The 22035-nt window shown below is 60.9% G+C and carries 20 protein-coding genes; 10 read left to right on the top strand and 10 right to left on the bottom strand.

Going from position 1 to position 22035, the window contains the following annotated elements:
• The first annotated feature begins 8 nt into the window (after nt 1-8).
• From BV106_RS17925 to BV106_RS17885, 9 genes are all read left to right on the top strand, one after another.
• Entirely contained in the window at nt 9-311 is a 303-nt protein-coding gene (locus BV106_RS17925; protein ID WP_009960814.1) for an urease subunit gamma, read from the top strand.
• Between the two features lie 25 nt (nt 312-336).
• Complete coding sequence (locus tag BV106_RS17920; RefSeq protein ID WP_038166964.1) at nt 337-666, top strand: urease subunit beta; 330 nt, start codon at nt 337-339, stop codon at nt 664-666.
• Nucleotides 663-2384 carry an urease subunit alpha gene (ureC, locus tag BV106_RS17915; RefSeq protein WP_038166962.1) on the top strand — a complete coding sequence of 574 codons (1722 nt, stop codon included), beginning with the start codon at nt 663-665 and terminating at the stop codon, nt 2382-2384. The genes BV106_RS17920 and ureC overlap by 4 nt, the downstream gene beginning before the upstream one ends.
• A 116-nt stretch (nt 2385-2500) precedes the next feature.
• Nucleotides 2501-2932 (top strand): hypothetical protein, encoded by a 432-nt coding sequence (locus BV106_RS17910; protein ID WP_051946010.1) that lies wholly within the window; start codon nt 2501-2503, stop codon nt 2930-2932.
• Nucleotides 2922-3596, top strand: coding sequence for an urease accessory UreF family protein (locus tag BV106_RS35820; protein WP_051946009.1), 675 nt, complete (start codon nt 2922-2924; stop codon nt 3594-3596). The genes BV106_RS17910 and BV106_RS35820 overlap by 11 nt, the downstream gene beginning before the upstream one ends.
• Nucleotides 3597-3614: 18 nt before the next feature.
• Nucleotides 3615-4277, top strand: coding sequence for an urease accessory protein UreG (gene ureG, locus BV106_RS17900; RefSeq protein WP_051946008.1), 663 nt, complete (start codon nt 3615-3617; stop codon nt 4275-4277).
• Between the two features lie 11 nt (nt 4278-4288).
• A complete protein-coding gene (locus BV106_RS35815) occupies nt 4289-5104 on the top strand; it encodes an urease accessory protein UreD (protein WP_265595810.1) in 816 nt (271 codons plus the stop codon).
• Between the two features lie 623 nt (nt 5105-5727).
• The gene (locus BV106_RS17890; protein ID WP_038166960.1) at nt 5728-6483 is read left to right on the top strand and encodes an ATP-grasp domain-containing protein; all 756 of its coding nucleotides are present in this window, start codon (nt 5728-5730) and stop codon (nt 6481-6483) included.
• Between the two features lie 53 nt (nt 6484-6536).
• The gene (locus BV106_RS17885; protein ID WP_038166958.1) at nt 6537-7016 is read left to right on the top strand and encodes a cupin domain-containing protein; all 480 of its coding nucleotides are present in this window, start codon (nt 6537-6539) and stop codon (nt 7014-7016) included.
• Nucleotides 7017-7033: 17 nt separating this feature from the next.
• Here the strand turns inward: BV106_RS17885 and BV106_RS17880 are convergent, their stop codons facing one another.
• The gene (locus BV106_RS17880) at nt 7034-7903 is read right to left on the bottom strand and encodes a LysR family transcriptional regulator (protein ID WP_038166957.1); all 870 of its coding nucleotides are present in this window, start codon (nt 7901-7903) and stop codon (nt 7034-7036) included.
• A gap of 93 nt (nt 7904-7996) precedes the next feature.
• Between BV106_RS17880 and BV106_RS17875 the strand changes: the two genes are divergently transcribed.
• On the top strand, nt 7997-8317 hold the full coding sequence (locus tag BV106_RS17875; protein ID WP_038166956.1) for a catalase-related domain-containing protein: 321 nt from the start codon (nt 7997-7999) through the stop codon (nt 8315-8317).
• Between the two features lie 598 nt (nt 8318-8915).
• Here BV106_RS17875 and BV106_RS17870 read toward each other — a convergent pair.
• The 9 genes from BV106_RS17870 to BV106_RS17830 all read right to left on the bottom strand — a co-directional run bounded on the left by BV106_RS17870 (nt 8916) and on the right by BV106_RS17830 (nt 21486).
• The gene (locus tag BV106_RS17870) at nt 8916-10124 is read right to left on the bottom strand and encodes a magnesium transporter (protein WP_265595809.1); all 1209 of its coding nucleotides are present in this window, start codon (nt 10122-10124) and stop codon (nt 8916-8918) included.
• Nucleotides 10125-10255: 131 nt separating this feature from the next.
• The gene (acpS, locus tag BV106_RS17865) at nt 10256-10639 is read right to left on the bottom strand and encodes a holo-ACP synthase (protein WP_038166954.1); all 384 of its coding nucleotides are present in this window, start codon (nt 10637-10639) and stop codon (nt 10256-10258) included.
• Between the two features lie 66 nt (nt 10640-10705).
• A complete protein-coding gene (locus tag BV106_RS17860) occupies nt 10706-11452 on the bottom strand; it encodes a pyridoxine 5'-phosphate synthase (RefSeq protein WP_038166952.1) in 747 nt (248 codons plus the stop codon).
• 137 nt (nt 11453-11589) lie between these two features.
• The gene (purH, locus tag BV106_RS17855) at nt 11590-13128 is read right to left on the bottom strand and encodes a bifunctional phosphoribosylaminoimidazolecarboxamide formyltransferase/IMP cyclohydrolase (RefSeq protein WP_038166950.1); all 1539 of its coding nucleotides are present in this window, start codon (nt 13126-13128) and stop codon (nt 11590-11592) included.
• A gap of 206 nt (nt 13129-13334) precedes the next feature.
• Entirely contained in the window at nt 13335-15212 is a 1878-nt protein-coding gene (locus BV106_RS17850) for a KUP/HAK/KT family potassium transporter (protein WP_038166949.1), read from the bottom strand.
• 108 nt (nt 15213-15320) lie between these two features.
• The gene (locus tag BV106_RS17845) at nt 15321-17195 is read right to left on the bottom strand and encodes a KUP/HAK/KT family potassium transporter (protein ID WP_038166946.1); all 1875 of its coding nucleotides are present in this window, start codon (nt 17193-17195) and stop codon (nt 15321-15323) included.
• A 147-nt stretch (nt 17196-17342) separates the two neighbouring features.
• Nucleotides 17343-19562 carry a SulP family inorganic anion transporter gene (locus tag BV106_RS17840; RefSeq protein ID WP_038166945.1) on the bottom strand — a complete coding sequence of 740 codons (2220 nt, stop codon included), beginning with the start codon at nt 19560-19562 and terminating at the stop codon, nt 17343-17345.
• Between the two features lie 155 nt (nt 19563-19717).
• Complete coding sequence (locus BV106_RS35810) at nt 19718-21151, bottom strand: DUF4126 domain-containing protein (protein WP_051946006.1); 1434 nt, start codon at nt 21149-21151, stop codon at nt 19718-19720.
• A gap of 101 nt (nt 21152-21252) precedes the next feature.
• Nucleotides 21253-21486, bottom strand: a complete 234-nt coding sequence (locus tag BV106_RS17830; RefSeq protein ID WP_038166944.1) for a hypothetical protein — start codon at nt 21484-21486, stop codon at nt 21253-21255.
• Between the last annotated feature and the right edge of the window lie 549 nt (nt 21487-22035).

Below are 22035 nucleotides of genomic sequence, written 5' to 3'. Positions count from 1 at the left end.
CTTAGCACATGCACCTTTCCCCTCGCGAACAGGAGAAGCTTCTGGTGGTGGTGGCGGCCGATGTGGCCCGCCGTCGTCGTGACCGTGGCGTGAAGCTCAACCATCCAGAGACCATTGCGCTCATCACCGCAGAGATCTTTGAAGGAGCCCGCGATGGTAGATCCGTTGCCGAGCTTATGAGCTATGGCACCACCATTGTGAAACGGGATGAAGTCATGGAAGGGGTCGCGGAAATGATCCACGACATCCAGGTGGAAGCCACCTTCCCGGATGGCACCAAACTCGTCACCGTCCACCACCCCGTCCGCTAGCCGGTCGGGCCCCTCTCCCATTCTCATGATCCCCGGAGAAATCATCCATCCCGAAGGTGCCGATGACCTGGAGGCCAATGTCGGCCTGGCCACGGTGACCGTGGCAGTTTCAAATACTGGCGACCGCCCCATCCAGGTGGGCAGCCACTTTCACTTCTTTGAGGTGAACACCTCCCTCCACTTCGACCGCCCTGCATCCCTCGGCTTCCGCCTCAACATCGCGGCAGGCACTGCCGTGCGGTTCGAGCCCGGCGACACCCGCGAAGTGGAGCTCGTCGCCTTCGCCGGCAAACGCGAGGTCTATGGCCTCAACAACCTCGTCAACGGTCCCCTGCCCGCCCCTGCCAACGCATGAAGATCACGCGCAAACAACACGCCAGCATGTTCGGCGCCACCACGGGTGACCAGGTGCGCCTCGCCGACACCGAGCTTTTCGTGCAGGTCGAGCGTGACCTCATTGCTGAAAAAGGCGGCTACGGAAACGAAGTAAAGTTTGGCGGCGGCAAGGTCATCCGCGACGGCATGGCCCAGTCCTCCCTGGCGCTGGATGCCGACAGTCTCGACCTCGTCATCACCAATGCCTTGATCATCGACGCCGTACAGGGTGTGATCAAAGCGGACATCGGCGTGAAGCACGGCCGCATCGTCGGCATCGGCCACGCAGGCAATCCGCTGCTTCAGGACGGCATCGACATGATCATTGGGGCCGGCACGGAAGTCATCGCCGGGGAAGGCTGCATCATCACGGCTGGCGGCATCGACACCCACATTCACTTCATCTGCCCACAGCAGATTGACCATGCCCTGGCCAGCGGCATCACCACCATGATCGGCGGCGGCACCGGTCCTGCTCACGGCACCTACGCCACCACGTGCACCCCAGGCATCTGGTACATGGAGCGCATGCTGGAGGCGGCCGATGAGTACCCCATGAACCTTGGGTTCTTGGGCAAGGGCAACTGCTCCACCGCCCCTCCCCTGCGAGAGCAGGTGCTGGCTGGCGCCGTGGGTCTGAAACTGCACGAGGACTGGGGCACCACCCCTGCCGCGATCGACACCTGTCTGGGAGTCGCGGACGAACTGGACGTGCAGGTGGCCATCCATACGGATACCCTGAATGAAGCCGGGTTCGTGGAGAGCACGCTCAATGCCTTCAAGGGCCGCACCATTCACACCTTCCACTCGGAAGGCGCTGGCGGTGGCCACGCTCCGGACATCATTCGTGTGTGCGGCGAGGCCAATGTCCTTCCCTCTTCCACCAATCCCACCCGCCCCTTCACGGTGAATACGATTGATGAGCACTTGGACATGCTCATGGTCTGCCACCACCTGGATTCCCGCATCCCGGAGGACGTCGCTTTTGCTGAGTCCCGCATCCGGCCGGAGACCATCGCCGCAGAAGATCTGCTGCATGATTTGGGTGCCATTTCCATGATGTCCAGCGACAGTCAGGCCATGGGCCGCTTGGGTGAGGTCATCACCCGCACCTGGCAGACGGCGCACAAGATGAAGACGCAGTTTGGCAAACTGGACGGCCCCGCCCATGGCGCAGCCGACAACTTCCGGGCCATGCGCTACGTTGCCAAGTACACGATCAACCCCGCCATCGCCCACGGGCTGTCCCATGAGGTGGGTTCCATTGCGGTGGGCAAGCTTGCCGACCTCGTGGTGTGGAAGCCGATGTTCTTCGGCGTGAAGCCTGAAGTCGTGCTGAAGGGCGGCATGATCGCGATGGCGAACATGGGCGATCCCAATGCCTCAATCCCCACCCCGCAGCCCATGTTCTACCGGCCCCAGTTCGCCGCTCACGGACGGGCCAAGTACAAGACGAACATCACCTTCGTCAGCGAGGCCTCCCTCGTCCACGGCAACGTGCAGAAGCTCGGCCTGAACAAGATGCTCAGCGCCGTGAAGAACTGCCGCAACATTGGCAAGACGAACATGCTGTGGAACGACGCCCTACCCAAGATCGAAGTGGATCCCGAGACCTACACCGTGAAGGCCGACGGTCGGGAACTCCGCTGCGAACCCGCATCTGTTCTCCCCATGGCCCAGCGTTATTTCCTGTTCTAGCGGGCCCTCTCCGTTCTCCACGCCCGGCACATTCCAAACCCTCCTGACCTGTCCAGGCCTCACCGCCTCCTGACTCAGGTCTTGCGGCTTGTGCCTCCAAGTCTTGTGTCTTTTCCATGATCCTGATCAAGAACAAAGTCGCCCCCCAATCCACGAGACCCCTTGCCGAACAGGTCCAGCTCGTGGTGGAGCGTGCTATGTTCTTGAAACGGCGCTGGCGGCTCGATGCCTCCGATGGCACCGAATTCGGCTTCGATCTGGAATCGCGGCTCAACCACGGTTGCGTCATTCACCAGACCGACTCCCACGATTACGTCGTCCTGCAGCAGCCCGAACTCATCTACGAAATCGAAACGCCAACACCGGAGTTTGCCGCTCTGGTGGGTTGGAAGGTTGGCAATCTGCATTTCCCCATTCAGGTCCTGCCGGATCGCGTCCGCATTCTTCACGACTCCGCCATCACCCAGCTCTTTGAGCGGGAGAAGTGGAAGGTCGTGGAGGCGACAGCCATCTTCAACCCCATGCGTGTGGTGCCCCATGCTTCCTGAATGGCTACCCTGGCTGCTCCAGGTCAATGACTCCCAGTTCCCCAGCGGGGCCTATGCGCACTCCATGGGTCTGGAAGAGCTCACCCAGCGCGACTACATCCGCAAGCCGGAGGATCTGGAGAAGTTTCTGCACGAGCAGATCATCCCCAGTTTGAAAGCCTTTGAGCTGCCCTTTCTGGCACGCACCCATGCTGCCGCAGCAACCGACGACCTCAAGACAGTTCGAGCACTGGACGACGAACTGGAGGCCTGGAAGCTCGCGGCAGAATTGCGGCAGGCGAGTCGGCAGCTTGGATCGCGACGCCTCGTCATGGCCCGCAAACTGGAGAACAGCGCACTGCTGGAGCAGTATGTCCAGAGCGACGCCCCCTGCCATCACCTCATCATCTGTGCGCTGGAATTGCGCGCCCTGCCTACCGCTGCTGCGGGCTGCGCCTTCGGCCTGCAGACCCTCAGCGGCTATGCCACCGCCTCCATGAAACTTATCCGCATGGGTCAGGAGCGCTGCCAGCTCATCGTACGGCATGCCATGGCCACTCTGGCACCGCACATCGAGCCCGCCATGGCCGTGGAGGACGATTCTCGCATTGGCTGGTTCAATCCGCTCCTGGAGATCTCATCCATGCGCCATGCCCGGGCGCAGGAGCGTCTCTTTATTTCCTAAACCCCATTCCTTTCTCACATGTCTCTTCCTGCCTCCCCATCCCCCACCGCTGCCAGCGACGGAGCCGAATTTGAGTCCAAGCGCCCCATCCGCATCGGCGTGGGCGGTCCGGTAGGCTCAGGCAAAACCATGTGCGTGCTGCGTCTCTGCCAATGGCTCAAGGATGAATACTCCCTGGCGGTCATCACCAATGACATCTACACCCGCGAGGACGCCGAGTTCATGATTCGTCAAAACGTCCTGCCTGCGGATCGCGTCATGGGCGTGGAGACAGGCGGCTGCCCTCACACGGCCATTCGCGATGACACCAGCATGAACATGGCGGCGGTGATCGAGCTGGAAAAACGGCATCCCGATCTCCAGTTGATCCTCATTGAGAGTGGCGGGGACAACCTCTCCGCCACCTTCTCCCCGGAGCTGGTGGACGCCTACATCTACGTCATCGACGTGGCCGAGGGCGACAAGATCCCGCGCAAAGGCGGCCCGGCCATCCGTACCAGCGACCTGCTACTCATCAACAAGACAGACCTCGCTCCCTACGTGGGTGCCGATCTCGCCGTCATGGACCGCGATGCCAGGATCATGCGTGGCACCCGCCCCTTCCTTTTCGCCGACCTCAAGTCGGAGAAGGGCAAGGATGACCTCATCGCCTGGCTGAAGCGGGAGTATCTCTTCGTCTAGGTTCCCACACGGTGAAAGGTCATCTCCACCTCGCCTGCGCTCTGCGGGACGGCTCCATCCCGTATCTCCGGGAGCAGTCCTTCTGCGCACCGATGCATCTGAGCAAGCCGCATGTGGATGCAGGCGCACTGGTGACCAATCTCGTCAATCCCACTGCGGGCATTTTCGACAACGACGAGATCAGCCTCAACTTCGCGGTGGACCCAGGAGCCTCGCTGGTCCTCACCACCCCCAGCTCCAGCCGCGTGTACCGCTCCCGCAAGGGCGACACCGCCCTGGTCCGCCAGACCATGACCGTGGGTACAGGGGGCTTCCTTGAGTTTTACCCAGAACCCTTCATTCCGCACGCGGGTGCCCGCTATCGCCAGCACAACGTGATCAAGGTTGCGCCCGGCGGAGAACTGCTCTTCTTCGAGTGGCTCTCCCCGGGACGCGTCGCCCGCGGCGAGGCCTTTGAGTTCGAGGAACTCTGCTGGGATACCGACGTGTGGTCAGGCGACGTCTTGATTGCCCGGGAGCGCTACCGGCTTCGTCCCGACGACGCCAGCCTCAAGTCTCTTCGCCTCCCCTTCGATCTTGCGCACTACCTCGGGTGTTTCGTCATCCTGCCGGAGGGAGTTCCCTTCCCGCAGGCGGAGGTCGAGGCACTCGGAGGTGATGTGAGCTCCGTCTACCTGGGAGCCGCACCGCTCGCCGGCAACGTGAATGCCTGGACGGTGAAAGCCATCTGCCGGGATTCGCTGGTCACCCGGAAGCTGCTCAAAGACCTGCGCACCGTGATCTATCAGGCACGCGGAAAGGCCCAACCGACCCTGGGAAGGTATTGAGAGGAGGCTGCCAATGCAGAAGCTCTGCCTCAGGAGGACCAAAGGTCCGGCATCATCACAGCCTTGGGCAACGCCCAAGGTTTGCATCTCAATATTCATAGAGGGCTGAAGGCCCGGCCTCATCGAGCCTGCCCACGATGAGCATCCCTGAATGACCCCGGGCCTACAGCCCTCAACATCTTAAACCAACGCCAACCTTGGGCGTTGCCCAAGGCTCCTATGAGGCCGGGCTTTCAGCCCTCAAGCATCGCAAGCCGATCAAAGCCCCAAGCCCACCACCACCTCCTCCACCTGAGCGCGCAGCGCTTTTGGGACTGCGGTGAGAATCACCGCTTTCGTCGGGCCTTGTGATTTACTTGAACCCTTCGCTCCCCACCGAAGCCCACATCCTCCGCTCCCTTCATCCGGCATTTCCGCCTACACTGAACTCCCAAAATCCCGACAAGTCGAGATCAGGTGTCGGAAGTCGATGGGGGCTTGATCGTCAGATTGCCTTTCAGCGTCAAGTCCGCCCTTCCTCTCACGTATCCATTCTTCGGAGAGGTGGGATTCTTGCCATTCCGCATCCTCCTTCCACTTTGCCGTTGTCTTCAGCCTTCCCATGGACTTCCATTTGAGAGACCATGTTCCAGCGCGCCTACATTCTACAAACTGGCCAGGGAAAGCTGGGGCATGAGGAAAGCCTGCTTCACGCAGAGTGCCTGCGGCGAAACATTGCAGTGAAGTTGTTTCCAGCCAAGCTGATGCAGCGCCGTCAAGTGCCTCTGGATCCTCAAACTTTTGTGGCCGGAGATGGGGATGTCATGGGCATTGCCCTCAAGATGCTCAAGCTGGACCCTCGAACCCTGGACGACTACCCTGACTGTCTACGTCCATTCCTGCATCGCAATGTCTGGCGATCGACTTTGGGCAGAATGGCCGATCACATTCGCGAGGGCATCAAACCTGTCTTTGTAAAGCCTGCGGACCGACGCAAGGTATTTACTGGACGGTTGTTTGAAGGCCCTGACTATCTCTACTGTGTAACCTCCATCAGCCGACAAGAAACAGTCTGGTGTTCCGACCCTGTTGAATGGAGGTCAGAATTTCGCGTGTACATCCTGCGGGACATGATCCTATCCGTGGACCACTACGACGGCGACGCTTCGTTGCCCCCGGATGCCTCCCGCATTGAGGCAGCGATCACAACCTTCCGACAGTCCGGCCAAGCCCCGGCAGCCTATGCGCTGGATTTTGGCGTTCTCACCACCGGAGAGACCGCACTGGTCGAGGCCAACGATGCTTTTTCGCTGGGAGCCTATCACATTGGTGGCCCAGATTACACCGATCTGCTGTTTGAGCGCTGGGCGGAGTTGTTAGGCCAATCCCCTCCACCCTGATCTCTTTCATCCCACCCACTCATGGCGACGTATCTCACCCAACTGCTTCCGCCATGCAAAAGATCAACACCCGAGACGTCGCTGACGACGAATGGTCCTCCCCCAAAGGCCGGTTCCTCGGCTCCAGCAAGTCGCTCTCCATTGCCCTGGGCAGGGATGCCCAGTCCACGGATCTGCTCAAGCGGCACCCGTTCGATGTGGAGATCCTGCGCATTCCTCCCGGAGCCACGCCGTATCCGTATCACTCCCACAGCGCGCAATGGGAGTTTTACCATGTGATCTCGGGCGCAGGCACGGTCCGCCACGAGGCAGGCATCGAACCGATTGAATCGGGAGACGCCTTTGTCTTCAAGCCGGGTGAGCCTCACCAGCTCATCAACAATGGAGAAACCGACCTGCTGATCTACGTGGTGGCGGACAATCCGATCGGCGAATCCTGTCACTATCCGGACAGCAACAAGTGGCTGGTCCGATCCCCGGAGCGCCGCATGGTGCGGGGTGAAGACGATGACTACTACCGGGGCGAGGAATAGAGCTGCAGCCTCCTTCACTATTCCATCAGCTTCAACCAGGCCGCGGCCGCCTTGCCCAGAGGGCGTTGTTTGGGCCAGAAGGCCACGATGGTGCGCTTGGGTGAAGGATCGCTGAGGGAGCGATAGACCGGCTTCACGGATCTGTCTTCCTGCAGGGCCATCTTGGGCACGAGCGTGATGCCCATGCCAGACTGGACCAGCGACTGCACCGTCTCCATCTGCGCGCTTCGACAGCTCACTTGAGGATGGAAGTCACGGCGATGGCAGAAGTGCAGGACCTGATCCCCCAGACAATGCCCTTCCTTCATGAGGATGAACTTCTCCTCCAGCAAATCTTCTGGGATGATCTTCTTCTGGTCCACTAGGCGGTGGTTGTTCGGCAGAGCCAGCAGCAGTTCCTCGTCAAACAACTCCCGCACCTCAAACCGCTCATCCTGCAGCGGGAGGCTGGCAATCGCGATATCCACCTCACAAGCGGCGGTCAGTTCCCGGAGACGGGCAGTGGTGTCTTCATGCACAACCACCTGCACGCCGGGATACTTCGCGCTGAAAGCAGCAATGAGTTTTGGCAGCAAATAGGGAGCGATGGTGGGCAGCACGCCCACCGTGATCCGGCCCTGGTCCAGATCGTTGGCGGCACGGGCTTCCCGGGTCGCGGCATCCATCTCCTCCAAAATTCGCACCGCCCGGGGCAGGAACCGCTCACCGGCCTGGGTCAGCTTGGCATGCCGACGCAACCGGTCAAAAAGCCGCTCCCCCAGCTCATCCTCCAGCTTCTGAATCTGCTGGCTGAGAGACGGCTGGGAGACATGGCAGTTTTGCGCGGCCCGGCTGAAGTTCCCGGTCCGCGCCACGGCTACCACGTACCGGAGCTGATGCAATTCCATAGGCTGTATCTATAGTCGCAATAGGAACATAGTATTTTAACTATCGCAAGCGCTGAACAAAAATGGGCAAGTCGACGACAAGATCTTCCCGTCATGTCACCCACTCTTGCACTCAAGTTCGCTCCCCAGCCCGCGTCCGCGACCATGGCTGCCGTCGAGGAGAAGGAAGTGTTCAGCCAGCCCGGCCATCTTTTCCGCTTCATGACGGCGGATCTTCAGAAGCGCCTCTTCGGCAATATCGCCCGACTCATGGCAGGCCTGCCGCGTGAAGTCCAGCTTAGCCAGATCTGCGACATCTTCCGGACCGATCCCTCCTACGGTATCGGCCTGGCGAATGCCCTCGGTTTTTCCGTGCCACGCGCTTTGTCGCAGCGTCGGCCGCTCCAGTGCGCCCCGGCTCCCGCCAGTGCCTGAGCTCCTCCCCCCTGTGAGTGGATCCTGAACCCCAATGGCCACTCCTCCCCCCAAGAAAAAACACCCCATCAAATCCCCAGAGGGCGGCTCCGGCCGCCCTCTTTGTTTGGTGGGAGACAAGAGCACCTTGAGAGCGATGCAGAAATCGGCCAGCATGGCAGTTGCCGCGCGACCGACTCCTCACTCCCCGGCCAATCCCCAAGCGGCAGCCTCCACGTCATTTCCCCGAAGGGGATGAGGCCACAAGCCCAAGGTTGACGAGCCTCAAGCGAGTCTACCTTGGGAAATGGCATCAATACCGGTCAGGTGGGAAGGCCGTCCTCGTCATCATCGTCTCCTGATGGCGAGAGAAACCCACGACATTGGGTGTGCACCTTGTCCGACCGCACCACTCCCCGCGACTGGCGGTCAGCAAGACATTCGTGACTGCTGCTCAATCCCTTCGCGGCCTGACCGACGGGGACCGTCGGACTACTCCTGCATAGCACCTCGGGCGTAGTCCGGATGTGCCATCCGGCTCAGTCGCCGCACCCATGCAGATCCAAACTCACCTGTACTCTCAGGTCTGGCGTCTGGCAGTCTGGTGTCTGGCGTCTTTCTACCGAATCAACCATGTGGCCAATCCCAAGAACGTCCCCATGCTCACGACATCCGTCGCGGTGGTCAGGAAGATGCTGGACGCCGTGGCGGGATCGGCCCCGAAACGACGAAGGGTGAGCGGAATCAAAGCCCCGGACAAACCGCTGATGACGCAGCTGGCGATCATCGAAATCAACACCACCACACCCAGCATGAAGGCGTGTTCATTGCCCTGCATGCGGGCAAAGACATACATGCCCACCCCGGCGACCACGCCAACCAGCGCTCCGTTCAGGAGCCCCAGGACGCCTTCTTTGGCGAAGAGGATTTTTTCATCACCAGGTTTGAGATCGCCCAGCGTCAGACCGCGCAAGCACACGGCCAGCGCCTGACAACCTGTGTTGCCGCTCTGCCCGGCAAGCACCGGGAGAAACGCGGCAAGAATGACGATCTCATCCAAGGTCTTCTGGAACACCCCTACGACCGCAGCGGCGATGAAGGCGGTGAGGAGATTGAACTGGAGCCAGGGGTGTCGCATCCAGAGGCTGCGCGGCATGGGAGTGGAGAGACGCTCCTCCTCATTGACCCCCACCATGGTACCGGGCTGGGCGGAGAGTTCCATGGCCCGGGCTTCAAAGATGGCCTGCCCGCGGACGAGGCCCATCAGGTGCCCGTCCTCGTCGCAGACCGGATAGACCGGGAAATGCCGGTTCAGCGTGCTCTTCATGGCGTCCGTCAGCGCCATCTGGGGGTTGAGCCAGAAGAGATTGGTGTACATCACCTCGCTCAACTTCTTGTCGGCCTCAGCCAGCATGAGGTCACGGAAGACCAGCACCCCGATGAGTTTGTTGTGGCCGTCGGTGACGTAGCCGTAGGTGATGAAGGCCTTCTTGGTGAGCTTCCGCATCGCCTCAATGGTCTCCCGCACCGTCATGTGCGCGCGGAACACCGCCACGGGCGGTTCCATGAGCCAGCCCACGCTGTCCTCTGGGTACTCTTGGTTCCGCATCCACTGCCGGGCCTTTTCCACAGGTGCGGAAGCCAGCAGTTCTGACCGACGGCGATCGTCCAGTTCACGCAAGATCTGCTGACAGACCAAGGGGTTCACCAGCTCCAACACCGCGATCACGTCCTCGTCCTTGTGGCCCGTCAGGAGTTCGGCAGCCTCATGGGGAGCTCGCTGCACGGTATCGGCAGCCAGTTGATCAATATCTTCGCGAGGGAGCATCGCCCATTCTTGCCGTTCTCCCCGGGAGGGCAAATGAGAAATCACACACAGACCCATCGATTCTTGGGTTTCAAAACCGGGACATCAAGCGGCTCCCCCCTTGTTTCTCGACCCAGCCAGTGATACCCAGTTCACCCAGCGCAAGCCACCACACTGGCGGCGGCCATCTCCTTGGTATGGGTCAGGCTCAGCAACACCTTCTTGATCCCGGACAGCTCCGCCACGTGGACGGCTCCACCGTGAAGCTCGATGGACGGGCAGCCCTTTCCATCTCTCAGCACCTCAATGTCCTGCCAGCTCACCCCATCGGCAAAACCCGTCCCCAACGCCTTGGCCACAGCCTCCTTGGCCGCGAACCGGGCGGCGTAGTGAATGGCCGGATCCGCGCAGGCATCGCAATAAGCGATCTCGCCGGAGGTGAACGTTCTTTCCTTAAACCGATTCCCGTGTTTCTCCAGCAGCGCCCGGATGCGGGGCACCTCAACGAGGTCCAGACCGGTGGAGAAGGGTGTCATCTGGCAAAAGGCGAAGTTGCGGGTGGCAGCAGAGACAAGCTCCCGCCACCCCGAAAATGAACATGATCAGTGTTTCTCGTAGGTCGCCATCACCTCAAGCATCTCTTCCACGGCCCTGCGCAGACCAACGGTCACGGCACGGGCCACAAGGCTGTGGCCGATGTTGAGCTCCGCCAGATGCGGCACGGTGAAGAGATCAGGGAGGTTGCGTGTGGTCAACCCATGGCCGGCATTGACCTGCAAGCCCAAATCCTTGGCCAGCGCGGCTGCCGCCACCAGGCGGGAAACTTCCACCGCACGGGCTTCCCCCGTGGCATTGGCAAAAGTTCCCGTGTGCAGTTCCACCATGTTCGCCCCACAGTCAGCAGCGGCGTAGATGTGATCCAGCACGGGATCCACAAAGAAGCTGACTTGGGTGCCGTTCTCCTTGAGTCGGGTGGTAGTTTCCTTGAGCGACTTGGCGTGCCCCGGCACGTCCAGTCCGCCTTCGGTCGTGATCTCCTGGCGATTCTCCGGCACGAGGCAGGCGAAGTCCGGCTTCACATGCAGGGCAATGTCCAGAATCTCCGGAGTATTGCCCATCTCGAGATTCAACTTCACCTTCAGTTCCCGCTTCAGCAGCCAGACATCCGCATCCTGAATGTGCCGGCGGTCTGCCCGCAAATGCACCGTGATGGAATGGGCCCCCGCCGCCTCTGACTCCCGTGCCGCATCCAGCAGCACAGGCTCAGCATTGGGAGAATCCAGCATTGTGGCATAGCGCGCCTGACGCAGCGTGGCCACGTGGTCGATGTTAACACCGAGGGAGAGCATGTGAGTCGAGGTTAAGGGTTATGAGAAATGAGTTAAGCGTCTGGCCTCCAGACAATCATCCAGAGTGCGGGTGTCGCAAGAAACCGGTATCAACGGCCTCCTAACACCTAACCCTTAACTCCTAACTCTTTCATTCCCTAGTGTTTGAAGTGCCGTGAACCGGTGAAGACCATCGCCATTTCCCGCTCATTGGCGGCGGCGATGACTTCCTCGTCTCGCATGGAACCGCCCGGCTGGATCGCGCAGGTGGCACCGGCATCCGCACAGGCGACAAGGCCGTCTGCGAAGGGGAACATGGCATCGCTGCCCACGGCGCTGCCCTGAAGGGACAAGCCCGCTTCCTTGGCCTTCCACACCGCAATGCGGCAGGAGTCCACGCGGCTCATCTGGCCGGCACCAATGCCGAGCGTACGGTCGCTGGACGCGAAGACGATGGCGTTGGACTTGACGTGCTTCACCACGCGCCAGGCAAAGCGCATGGCTTCGATTTCCTCTGTCGTCGGAGGACGCTTGGTCTTGACCTTGCTCTCGATGTTGTCGAGGCCGAGGGCCTTGGGATCGCTGTCCATCACCATCAGACCGCCAGGGGCGGAGCGAAGCACCGGCTGAGCGAGTGCTTCCGCCACATTCGGCAGCATCTGGATGAGGCGAAGATTCTTCTTCTTCTGCAGCAGGGCGCGGGCATCCGCCTCGTAGTCCGGAGCGATGATCACGTCGGTGAAGATCTCCCCGATGATCTTGGCGAGGCCAAGGGTCATGGGACGGTTCGTGACGATCACGCCGCCAAAAGGAGCCTGCTTGTCCGTTTCAAAAGCCTTTTCCCAGGCTTCGCGCAGGTCCCCATCCGCACAGCCCACGCCACACGGATTGGTGTGCTTGAGGATGGCCACGGTCGGGCGGCGGAACTCAAGGGCAATCCCCGCCGCGCTCTCGATGTCGAGCACGTTGGTGTAGCTGAGCTCCTTGCCGTGCAGCTTCACGAAGTAGTCGCCGAAGTTGCCGTACAGAGCGGCTTCCTGGTGCGGATTGTCACCGTAGCGCAGCTCGCTGTAGAGCGGCAGGCTGAGGTTGAAACTCTTGGCCGTCTCCTGCTCCTTGTTCAGGTAGCGGGCGATGGCGGCGTCGTAGGCCGCCGTCCGCTGGAAGACCTTGGTGGCCAGACGCTCGCGGGTGGACAGCTTGGTGTCCCCCTTGTTGTGATTCATTTCCTTGAGCACCGTCGAGTAATCCGCCGGATCCGTGACGACCGTCACGCTCTGGTAGTTCTTCGCAGCGGAGCGGAGCATGGAGGGGCCGCCGATGTCGATGTTCTCGATGGCGTCTTCCAGGGTCACATCCGGCTTGGAGATCGTCTCTTCAAAGGGATAGAGATTCACCACCACGAGATCGATGCAGGGAATGTCGTGCTCTTCCGCCTGCTTTTTGTGCTCCGGCAGATCGCGACGCTGGAGCAGACCACCGTGGATCTTGGGGTGCAGGGTCTTGACCCGTCCGTCGAAGAGTTCGGGGAAGCCGGTGAACTCGGAGACTTCCTTCACCTCGATGCCCTCCGCTGCCAGGAACTTGGCCGTCCCGCCGCTGGAGAGGAGTTCCACCCCCATCAAAGACAGACCTTTGGCAAAATCCGCAAGACCGGTCTTGTCGGATACAGAGAGAAGCGCTCGTTGAATGCTCATTAAATAGGTGATGGTTGCTGGGGCGAGCGGCGGAACATAGAAGGAAAACCCCCGGTGCAAAGGGAATATTTTACGCCGGGAGGAAGCCGCTGGGGTGAAGGGAAAATTTTGAAATTGTGATTTTTGATTTCGGATCCGGCCGAGGGGCGATGTCCTCCCCTCTTGGCCAGATCCAACCGCCTCGGTTTCAACCCGAGTCGGGCCGGTCACAGCTCCATCTGGATGCCCAGCTCAATCACCTGCCGGGAGGGCAGGTCAAAGTAGCCGGTAGCCGGACGGGCGGCTCGGGACAGGGAGACAAATAGCTTCTTGCGCCACTCGGCCATTTTCCCCCGCCCCGTGGGCAGGAGAAGTTCTCTCGCCTGGTAGAAGCTGATGTTGCTCATTTCGTGCATCTTCTTGAACTCCAAAGCGTGGCAGAGATCACGCATCACATCTGGCGACTCCACAAAGCCGTAGTGCAACACCACGCGGTGGAACTTGGGAGCCAGTTCAATCGCGGAGACCCGCTTCTCTTCCTTCACATACGGCTCCTCGTGGAACTGGATGGTCAGCAGCACCACCCGTTCATGGAGGGCTTTGTTGTGCTTCAGGTGGTGGAGCATCACCAATGGCAGACCATCGGCGGTGCCGCTCATGAAGACGCCTGTGCCCTTCACTCGAGTGATCCGGTTGTTCTCCAATTCGGCGATGAGGTGTTCCGTCGGCAATTGCCCCTGCTTGACCAGCCGCCAGAGAATGGCACGACCATCCTGCCAGGTTTTCATCACGATCCACAGGACGACAGTGGCCAGCACCGGCATCCAAGCCCCGTGGAACAGCTTCGTGAGGCTGCCTGCCACGTAGGAGCACTCCAGCAGCAGGAAGGCGATCACCGGGATGAGAGCCTTCCAGAGCGACCACTTCCAGACGCGCACCGCAACAGCGTAGAAGAGGATGGTACTCAGCACCATGTTGGCAGAGACGGAGAGGCCGTAGGCAGCCGCCAGTGCGCCCGAGCTCTTGAAACTCACGACGAGCGCCAGACAGGCCACGCACAGCAGGGAGTTGATCTGCGGCATGTAGATCTGACCGCGAAGATCTGGGTTCGTGTGCTTGATCTTCAGTCGTGGCAGGTAGCCCAGTTGTACCGCCTGCTGAGTGAGGGAGAAGACGCCGGTGATCATGGCCTGGGAGGCGATGATGGTGGCCATCGTGGCCAGGATGACCATCGGCACCAGCCAGCCGCCCGGCACCATGCGGTAGAAAGGGTTGCCGTGAGCCTCCGGGTTCGCCAGCACCAGGCCCGCCTGGCCCATGTAGTTCAAAGAAAGGGCCGGTCCCGCCAGAAGGAACCAGGAGCGACGCATAGCCGTGGCCCCGAAGTGGCCAATGTCCGCATAGAGCGCCTCACACCCCGTCACGCACAGCAAGACAGAGCCCATGATCCCGATTCCATGATGGCCATGCTCGATGATGTAGCGCACGCCATAGTGTGGAGACAGCGCCTTCAGAGCCGCCGGATGCTCCACCACGTTCACAATCCCAGTCCCGGCCAGTACGACAAACCACACCACCATCACCGGGCCAAAGCTGGCTCCGATGCGATGAGTGCCGTGCCGTTGCACAAAAAACACCCCCAACAGGATCACCACCGCCACCGGCACAATGTACTGCTCAAAGTGGGGGTCGATTTCCTTTAACCCCTCCACGGCCGACAGCACCGAGATGGCAGGCGTGATCACGCCGTCCCCGTACATGAGCGCCGCCCCGAGGATGGCAAAGAGCCCCAGCCACGAGATGGCCTTGGAACTGAGCCCCGCGACCGGCTGCTTCAGAATGGAGAGCAAAGCAAACACCCCGCCCTCACCCTGGTTGGTCGCCCGGGTGAGCATGAGCAGATACTTCACCGACACGATCAGGATGAAGGACCACAGCATCAGCGACACCGGCCCCAGCACCGTCACCGGATCGGTCGAAAGGAATCTCCCCTCTCCCAAACACTCCCGCAGTGCGTACAGCGGGCTGGTTCCGATGTCCCCATACACTACCCCCAAGGCGGCGAGCGCCAGGGGCCAGCTTTTTGACGTGTCGTTGTGGTGCATAGCATTCCCGGCCCGAGAAATTTTGGGTCCGGGAGAATTTTCTCCCTCAGCTTTGGCAGGGTGGATTGTGAACAGGGTTCATGCCAGCAAGGCGGCGTATTACGTCGATCAGAGTTCGAGTTGAATACCCAGTTCAATCACCTGCCGGGAAGGCAGCTGGAAGTAGCCCGTGGCGGGACGCGCCACTCGGGAGAGAAAGACAAAGAGCTTCTTGCGCCAGGTGGCCATGCGGCCGTTGCCGTCGGTCAGCAGGAGCTCGCGGCTCTGGTAGAAGCTCATATCATTGAGCTTCGTGATCCCGCGGTCCTTCAGGGCGCGGCACATGTCGCGCATCACCTCAGGGGACTCACTGTAGCCGTAGTGCAGGATGACGCGGAAGAAGCTTTCGTGCAGGTCCACCACCTCCACGCGGCGCTCGGAGTCGATGAAGGGCTCCTCCTCGAACTTCACCGTCAGCAACACCGCCACCTCATGCAGCACCTTGTTGTGCTTCAGATGGTGCAGCAGCACCAGGGGAAGTCCATCGCCAGACGATGACATGAACACACCAATGCCCTGCACGCGATGGATCTTGCCGCGCTTGATCTCGTCCACCAGATGCACCACCGGCACCAGACTGCGGGTGACCCGCTTGATGAGAATGGCCCGACCGTCCCGCCAAGTCTTCATCAGCATCCAGAGCAGGCCGGTGATGATGAGCGGGATCCACGCGCCGTGGAAGAGCTTGAAGATACTGCCTAGCCAGTAGCCACTCTCGAGGAGCAGGAAGAGCGCGATCGGGATCGCCGCCTTCCAGGTCTCCCACTTCCACAGGCGGGTCATGACCATGAAGAGCAGGATGCTGCTGAGCACCATGTCCGAGGCGACTGAGAGACCGTAGGCCGAAGCCAGGGCGGAAGATTCCTTGAAGTACAGCACCAATCCCAGACACGCCACGCAGAGCAGCGTGTTGATCTGCGGCATGTAGATCTGGCCGCGGACATCGGTGGAGGTATGCACGATCTTGAGCCGCGGCACAAAGCCCAACTGCACCGCCTGCTGGGTGAGGGAGAAGACCCCCGTGATCATGGCCTGGGAGGCGATAATGGTGGCCATCGTGGCCAGGATGACCAGCGGGATCAGCAGGTGACCTTCCACCATGCTGTAGAAGGGATGCTCCGCAGCCTTGGGATTGTTCAGGAGCAGAGCCCCCTGGCCGAGGTAGTTCAAGACCAGAGCAGGATAGGCTACGTACACCCAGGAGCGCTTCATCGCCTCCCGGCCGAAGTGGCCAATGTCCGCATACAAAGCCTCACACCCAGTAACTGCCAGCAGCACCGTCCCCATGATGTGGAAGGATTGGGCCCCTTCATACCAAAGGTACTGCACCCCGTAGTGAGGGGAGAGCGCCCAGAGGATGCTGGGATCGCGCAGCAGATGCCAAAGACCAAGGCCCGCCAAAGCCGAAAACCAGACCAGCATCACCGGACCAAAACTGCCCCCGATGCGACCCGTACCGTGTCGCTGCACCAGGAAGAGCCCCAGGAGAATACAGGCCGCAATCACGGGAATGACCCAATGCGGCAGCCCTGGGCTGACCCGCTCGATCCCCTCCACCGCCGCCAAAACGGAGATGGCCGGGGTGATGATGCCATCGCCATACAACAGCGCCGCACCCACGAGAGCGATCAGACTCAACACTGAAACAGCCCGCTTGCTCAAACCCGCCTTCTGCTGACGCAATAAGGAGTAAAGGGCAAAGATCCCGCCCTCCCCCTGGTTGTCCGCCTTGCTCAGGAGGAACAGGTACTTGATCATCACGATGATGGTCAGCGACCAGATCATCAGGGAGACCGGACCCAGGACCGTCAGCGCATTCCCCGCCTCATAGCGACCATGCAGACACTCGCGCAAGGCGTAGAGCGGGCTCGTCCCAATGTCCCCGTAAACCACCCCAAGGGCGACCAGCGCCAGCGTCCAGCTCGAAGATTTTTGTTGTGACATTGGAGGGGTTTCGCGCTTTGCCGCGACCCATGTTTCGGGAAGGCCATCTATGCACTGAAGGATGATTTGTGCAAGAGGCAACCTGCACACATAATCACAACCAATTGATTCTCAACCGCAAACAAACCCCATTGCTTCCACGGGAAATCAATCCAGCAGCGCTTTGATTTCTCCATTGGCCGCCACGAGCCGTCTGGCGAGGAGGCGAAGCAGGAACTGTTGGAAGGCTGCGGCAATCTCCGGCACCTCGATCTGGATCAGACGGAGGGACTCGGCCGTGAGGCGGTACACCCGGCTGTCCAGATCCGCCACCACCGCGGCCGAACGTGGCGTCCCGAGAATGAGCCCCATCTCCCCCACCACCGTGCCCGCACCCATGGAGCGGAGACGCTTCTGCTGCCCATTGGTCAGCTCCACAATGACGGAGATCCTCCCCCGTTCGACGAAAAAGAGGCTCGTGGAGGCCTCGCCCTCCCGGCACAAATAAGTGCCAGCCGTGACGTCCAGACGCTCCAAATACTCGATGAAAGAGCGCGCCATGGTGTTGCTGCCGAACTGCTGATTCACCAGATCCAACAGGCCGTTGTACTGGGTCCGCTCCCGGTCGGCGTGCTCCAGCAGTTGGTCTTCGCACCACTCCAACGCCCGGTCCACATCATGAAAGGCTCGCGTCCGCTCGTTGCTGGGAGTCTCTCCATGAAGCTTCTCAGAGAGGGCCACTGGCACGCGGGAGAACAGGATTACCGAGTCATGCTGACGAGCGGTCTGCCGCATCTTGGCAAAGCTCAGCACGGAAGAGGAGTCCATGCCGCTCACCCGGGCAAAGTCGAGAATGAGGTACTTCACGGGCGGCTTTCCGTCCGCGCCGCGAATCTTCCGCCGCACATCGTCCACCAACCGGTTGGCCGTGCCGAAGAAAAGGTACCCGTGCAGCCAGAAGATCTGAATCTCCCGCCCATGCTCCTGGAGGTAGCGCTCCGCCGCCGGGGACCGCTCCACATTACTGCGGTGCTGAGAGCCGGTGAGGGCATGCTTGACCACATTGATCCGGCTGTAGTTGACGGCGAAGGAGATGGCCGCAATCACCACCCCCAGCAACATCCCCGGCAGGAAGCCAAAGCTCGCGACGGCCAACAGAATGACCACCACTATCCCATAGTCCACCTTGGAAAGCCGGCTCCAGTTGAGGATGAGCCACTCGTGCAACAGGCTCAGGCCGAGGAATAACAACAGCCCCCCCAGGAGCGGCTTGGGAGTGTAGGAGAGGAGCGGCCACTGAAACGCCAGCACAGCGGCGCACACCAGCGCCACCAGCACGCCGGCGAGCCGGGTGCGAGCCCCCGCTTGGTGATTGAGCAGAGTGCGGTTGATCGAGAGACAACCAGCCATCCCCCCCGCCATGCCCGAGATCAGGTTGCCCCAGCCATTCACCTGCAACTCCAGATCGAGGTTCGCATCCCGACGGGTCTTCAGTTCCAGCCCTGTGGCCGAGAGGAGGATGGTGATGGCCATCACCATCGCGAGTGCCACGAAGTTCCCTGCTTGGGAGGCGATGAGAGATCCCAGATTGGGATCCAGGTGAAGCTGCTGCCATGGCTCCCAGAAAGAGACCGGAGCCGGCATGTCAAAAAACCACCCCATCTCCCGGGCTTGCGGCACGCTTACCCCCATGCACCAGGCGACCGCGTAGGCCACGCCGAGTCCGCCGATTACCAGCAACGGCAACGTCAAGTAGTGCGTAATCAGACGAGTCGAGACCAGGACCACCAGTGCATACCCCAGACCCGCCATCCAGATGGGCGTGGAGGGGCTGTTCATGAAAGCGGTCAGGGATTGTGAGGTCAGGACCTGCCCCGTCATCACCTTGTAGGCCCCCGTCACCAGCAGCCACCCAGTGCCCGCCAGAAAGCCCCCCACGGCCGGGTATGGAATAAACCGAATGAACCGGCTGGCCTTGAACTGGCCGAGGAGAAAGAGGATGACGCCCGTGCTCAGACCGCTGGTCATGACGGTGAGCCACAACGCCGTCATGGGGTTGGTTCCTCCAACCTTGCCCGCCACCGCAGAGACCGCCACCGCCAGAATGGCCGCCGCGCGGGTGTCCGGCCCCGCCACGGCAAAGGGCAACGAACTCCGCCATGCCACCGCGAGCCCCAGAATGACGGCCGTCACCAGGGCACTGACCATCCCGTAGCTGAGCCACGGCGTCAGGTTCCCGGAATAAACGAGGGCGGCGCAAGAGATGCTGTAAACCAATCCCACCAGGGAGGTGACCAACCCTGCCAGGAACTCAGAGGGATGTGGCAGCTTGCGGGAAACGACAGGCGGGGTGGCCGCAGAGGACTTGGAACGTTGGGGGTGGGACATGACTGGCGGAGCTCAGCCGGCCGTCGGACCGACGGACGAGAGTCCACCACCGTCAAAACTCCGCAGCGCTGATATCCCTCTTCATATAGGAAGGAGCCGAAGGTTGGGCGGCACTATTGTGCAACAAAAAAGTCACAAGCCCTGCTCAACCCAGTCTAGGGGAGCGCGGGGAAGGCAGGCAGGGACTCTTTCTTGGGCTCCGTTCCAGCCGTCGGCTTGTCGGCCTCGGCACTTGAGGATTCTGTCGGGATTGGGAGATCGGCTTGAATCTCGCTGATCGCGGGAGGGTCATCCAGAGGGCGCAGGACCACCTCACTGCTCACACTGGGCCGCGGCAGGACCAGCGGCTTCAGACTGACGGACTCGGGTGCTTTCGAATCGGGAACCTTGACTAGATCCGGAGCTGGTATTGGGGCGGACGGCGCAGCGACCTCTGCTACCCCGGAGGGGGCAGGAATGGGCCGCAGCATGGGTGAAGTCGGCGAATCCAGGTCAACGGGGGGCAACTGTCCCGTCCCCGGCTTGATCCGGACCTGTTTGCCTCCTGAAACCACCGGTGCTTCCACCCCTTTGTCTTGGGGCAAGGGGGCGCCCTGCAGACGCAGGGCCAGCGTCTCGACCACGTCCCCCTCCCCTCTGGGGAAACGGAAGACCGCCCGATAGGCAGCCCCTTCCAGCACCAGGTTCTCACTCAAGAACCGGGAGTCTGTCTGAATCTCCACACCTTCCAGCGGAAGCCGGAAGACCCGGTCACTCAAGCCCTTGCTGGCGGCAAAGTAGAGGTGATCCTTCTGACGGGTGAGCACCAGCAGACCTGGCAGGTTGCTGCTGAGCCCGCGCACACCCCGGCCTTTGCCACTGAGGCAGCGCACCGTGGCCAGCACATCATTTTCATCAATGCCCACCTGAAGCTGTAGCAGATCTCGAAGGTCATCGTTGACCCGTCGTTCAAGTTCCAGAGGTTGGGTCAGAGCCCGTCGCATGCCTGGCATGCGCAGCTTCTTCCACACCAGCCACACTGCCGCCTTGGAAGCGCGCCAGAGACGAGGCAGCAGCATCCACAGGATGATGAGGATGCCGCCAAAGGTGATCAGCGCCACCATGGGATTGAGCAGCGTCAGAGCCACCCCACCAGCCACCGCCACATCTTCAGAGACACTCACCGCTACATTGCTGACAGGTTCCGGCGATTGATTAACGATGAGACGCGTGCCCGCCTTGGCCCCGTGAGTGGTGAGCGCTGCCCCGCCCGCCAGGAGGGCCGCCGTGACCTTTACGTAGAGGGGCATGTCCCCCACCGCTTCCAGCCCCAGCAGTACGCCGCCCACCGGACGGATAAAGGTGTGCACACTGTCCCAGAGAGAATCCACCCACGGTACCTTGTCAGCAAAGAACTCCAGGCAGAAGAGCAAGCCTGCGACGAACAGCACCACGGGGTGCCCGAGCACTTCCAAACTCTGATGCTGGGCAGCCAGATGAAGCCAGTCAAACCGCACCGCCAGACCAGCCAGCAGGACCGTGAGATACAAGTTCACCCCCGCCAGCGAGGCGAGCCCGAGCGCGACACCAAGTTGTTCCAGGATGTGCATGGTGGAGCCAAGCTATCATGACCTCTGACGGAGCGCCAGCACCCGTGTTCAAAGACCGGCCGGACGCTGCCAGCCTGAGGAAGGCTCCCGGTGACAGCCCGTCAGCCGTTCAGCCATTGCTGAAAAGCCGCATCCAGACGCTGGAGCATCTCCGCCCGGCTGCGTTTGATATCGACGAACTGGTTCCACTGGGTGGGATCCGCCGCGTGTTCAGGCCCCTCGATCTCAAGGATGTACTCCTCCACGAGTTCCCGCTGGTCTGCGTGAGATTCGCGAAGGTACTGCCGGCACTCCTGAGCCGTTTGCTGCAGGCGATTCTTGGTTCCAAGGGCCATGAGGGAAGATCGAAGCGGAAACTTCAAAATTCAAACCTCAAACTTCAATTTTCAAGGGGGTGTGCGTGGGTGGCATCTTCCCTGGCGAATCACCCGGCCACCACCTCCCGTGACGAACCCGGAGGGTTCACCATGAGTAGCCATGGGTGCAGCGAGCGAAGCGAGTGAAACCCATGGATGCGCGCCCCCTCATCCTCTACCGCGGAGCCGTAGGCCCATCGTGTTGCCGACCGCCGAGGTCATTCCGCGATGGACCCAGTTCGTCTCTTGGCCGCTATGGGCCTACCGCTCCGCGGTAGAATACCTCGTCCAGTGTTCCATGGGTAGTCCTCGCTACGCTCGGCCGACCCATGGCTACGCATGGCGAACCCTCCGGGTTCATGAGATAACGCGCCACGAAAGACCCAAGACCCAAGACCCAAGACCCAAGACCCAAGACCCAAGACCCAAGACCCAAGACCCAAGACCCAAGACCCAAGACCCAAGACCCAAGACCCAAGACCCAAGACCCGGAGAATCTTGTTAATCCTTTAAAAATCTTGTCAATCC

Source organism: Verrucomicrobium sp. BvORR106 (assembly GCF_000739655.1).
Classification (GTDB): Bacteria; Verrucomicrobiota; Verrucomicrobiia; order Verrucomicrobiales; family Verrucomicrobiaceae; genus Verrucomicrobium.
This window is presented reverse-complemented; position numbering and strand designations above follow the sequence as displayed.

Excerpts from the sequence above, each read along its gene's own strand:
- acpS (WP_038166954.1), bottom strand. The coding sequence starts at position 10,639 with ATGACACCCTTCTCCACCGGTCTGGACCTCGTTGAGGTGCCCCGCATC.
- BV106_RS17860 (WP_038166952.1), bottom strand. The coding sequence starts at position 11,452 with ATGCTCTCCCTCGGTGTTAACATCGACCACGTGGCCACGCTGCGTCAG.
- BV106_RS17830 (WP_038166944.1), bottom strand. The coding sequence starts at position 21,486 with ATGGCCCTTGGAACCAAGAATCGCCTGCAGCAAACGGCTCAGGAGTGC.
- BV106_RS17925 (WP_009960814.1), top strand. The coding sequence starts at position 9 with ATGCACCTTTCCCCTCGCGAACAGGAGAAGCTTCTGGTGGTGGTGGCG.
- BV106_RS17845 (WP_038166946.1), bottom strand. The coding sequence starts at position 17,195 with ATGTCACAACAAAAATCTTCGAGCTGGACGCTGGCGCTGGTCGCCCTT.
- BV106_RS17890 (WP_038166960.1), top strand. The coding sequence starts at position 5,728 with ATGTTCCAGCGCGCCTACATTCTACAAACTGGCCAGGGAAAGCTGGGG.
- BV106_RS35810 (WP_051946006.1), bottom strand. The coding sequence starts at position 21,151 with ATGCACATCCTGGAACAACTTGGTGTCGCGCTCGGGCTCGCCTCGCTG.
- BV106_RS17840 (WP_038166945.1), bottom strand. The coding sequence starts at position 19,562 with ATGTCCCACCCCCAACGTTCCAAGTCCTCTGCGGCCACCCCGCCTGTC.
- BV106_RS17850 (WP_038166949.1), bottom strand. The coding sequence starts at position 15,212 with ATGCACCACAACGACACGTCAAAAAGCTGGCCCCTGGCGCTCGCCGCC.
- BV106_RS17920 (WP_038166964.1), top strand. The coding sequence starts at position 337 with ATGATCCCCGGAGAAATCATCCATCCCGAAGGTGCCGATGACCTGGAG.
- BV106_RS17885 (WP_038166958.1), top strand. The coding sequence starts at position 6,537 with ATGCAAAAGATCAACACCCGAGACGTCGCTGACGACGAATGGTCCTCC.
- BV106_RS17870 (WP_265595809.1), bottom strand. The coding sequence starts at position 10,124 with ATGCTCCCTCGCGAAGATATTGATCAACTGGCTGCCGATACCGTGCAG.
- ureC (WP_038166962.1), top strand. The coding sequence starts at position 663 with ATGAAGATCACGCGCAAACAACACGCCAGCATGTTCGGCGCCACCACG.
- purH (WP_038166950.1), bottom strand. The coding sequence starts at position 13,128 with ATGAGCATTCAACGAGCGCTTCTCTCTGTATCCGACAAGACCGGTCTT.
- BV106_RS17880 (WP_038166957.1), bottom strand. The coding sequence starts at position 7,903 with ATGGAATTGCATCAGCTCCGGTACGTGGTAGCCGTGGCGCGGACCGGG.
- BV106_RS17910 (WP_051946010.1), top strand. The coding sequence starts at position 2,501 with ATGATCCTGATCAAGAACAAAGTCGCCCCCCAATCCACGAGACCCCTT.
- ureG (WP_051946008.1), top strand. The coding sequence starts at position 3,615 with ATGTCTCTTCCTGCCTCCCCATCCCCCACCGCTGCCAGCGACGGAGCC.
- BV106_RS35820 (WP_051946009.1), top strand. The coding sequence starts at position 2,922 with ATGCTTCCTGAATGGCTACCCTGGCTGCTCCAGGTCAATGACTCCCAG.
- BV106_RS17875 (WP_038166956.1), top strand. The coding sequence starts at position 7,997 with ATGTCACCCACTCTTGCACTCAAGTTCGCTCCCCAGCCCGCGTCCGCG.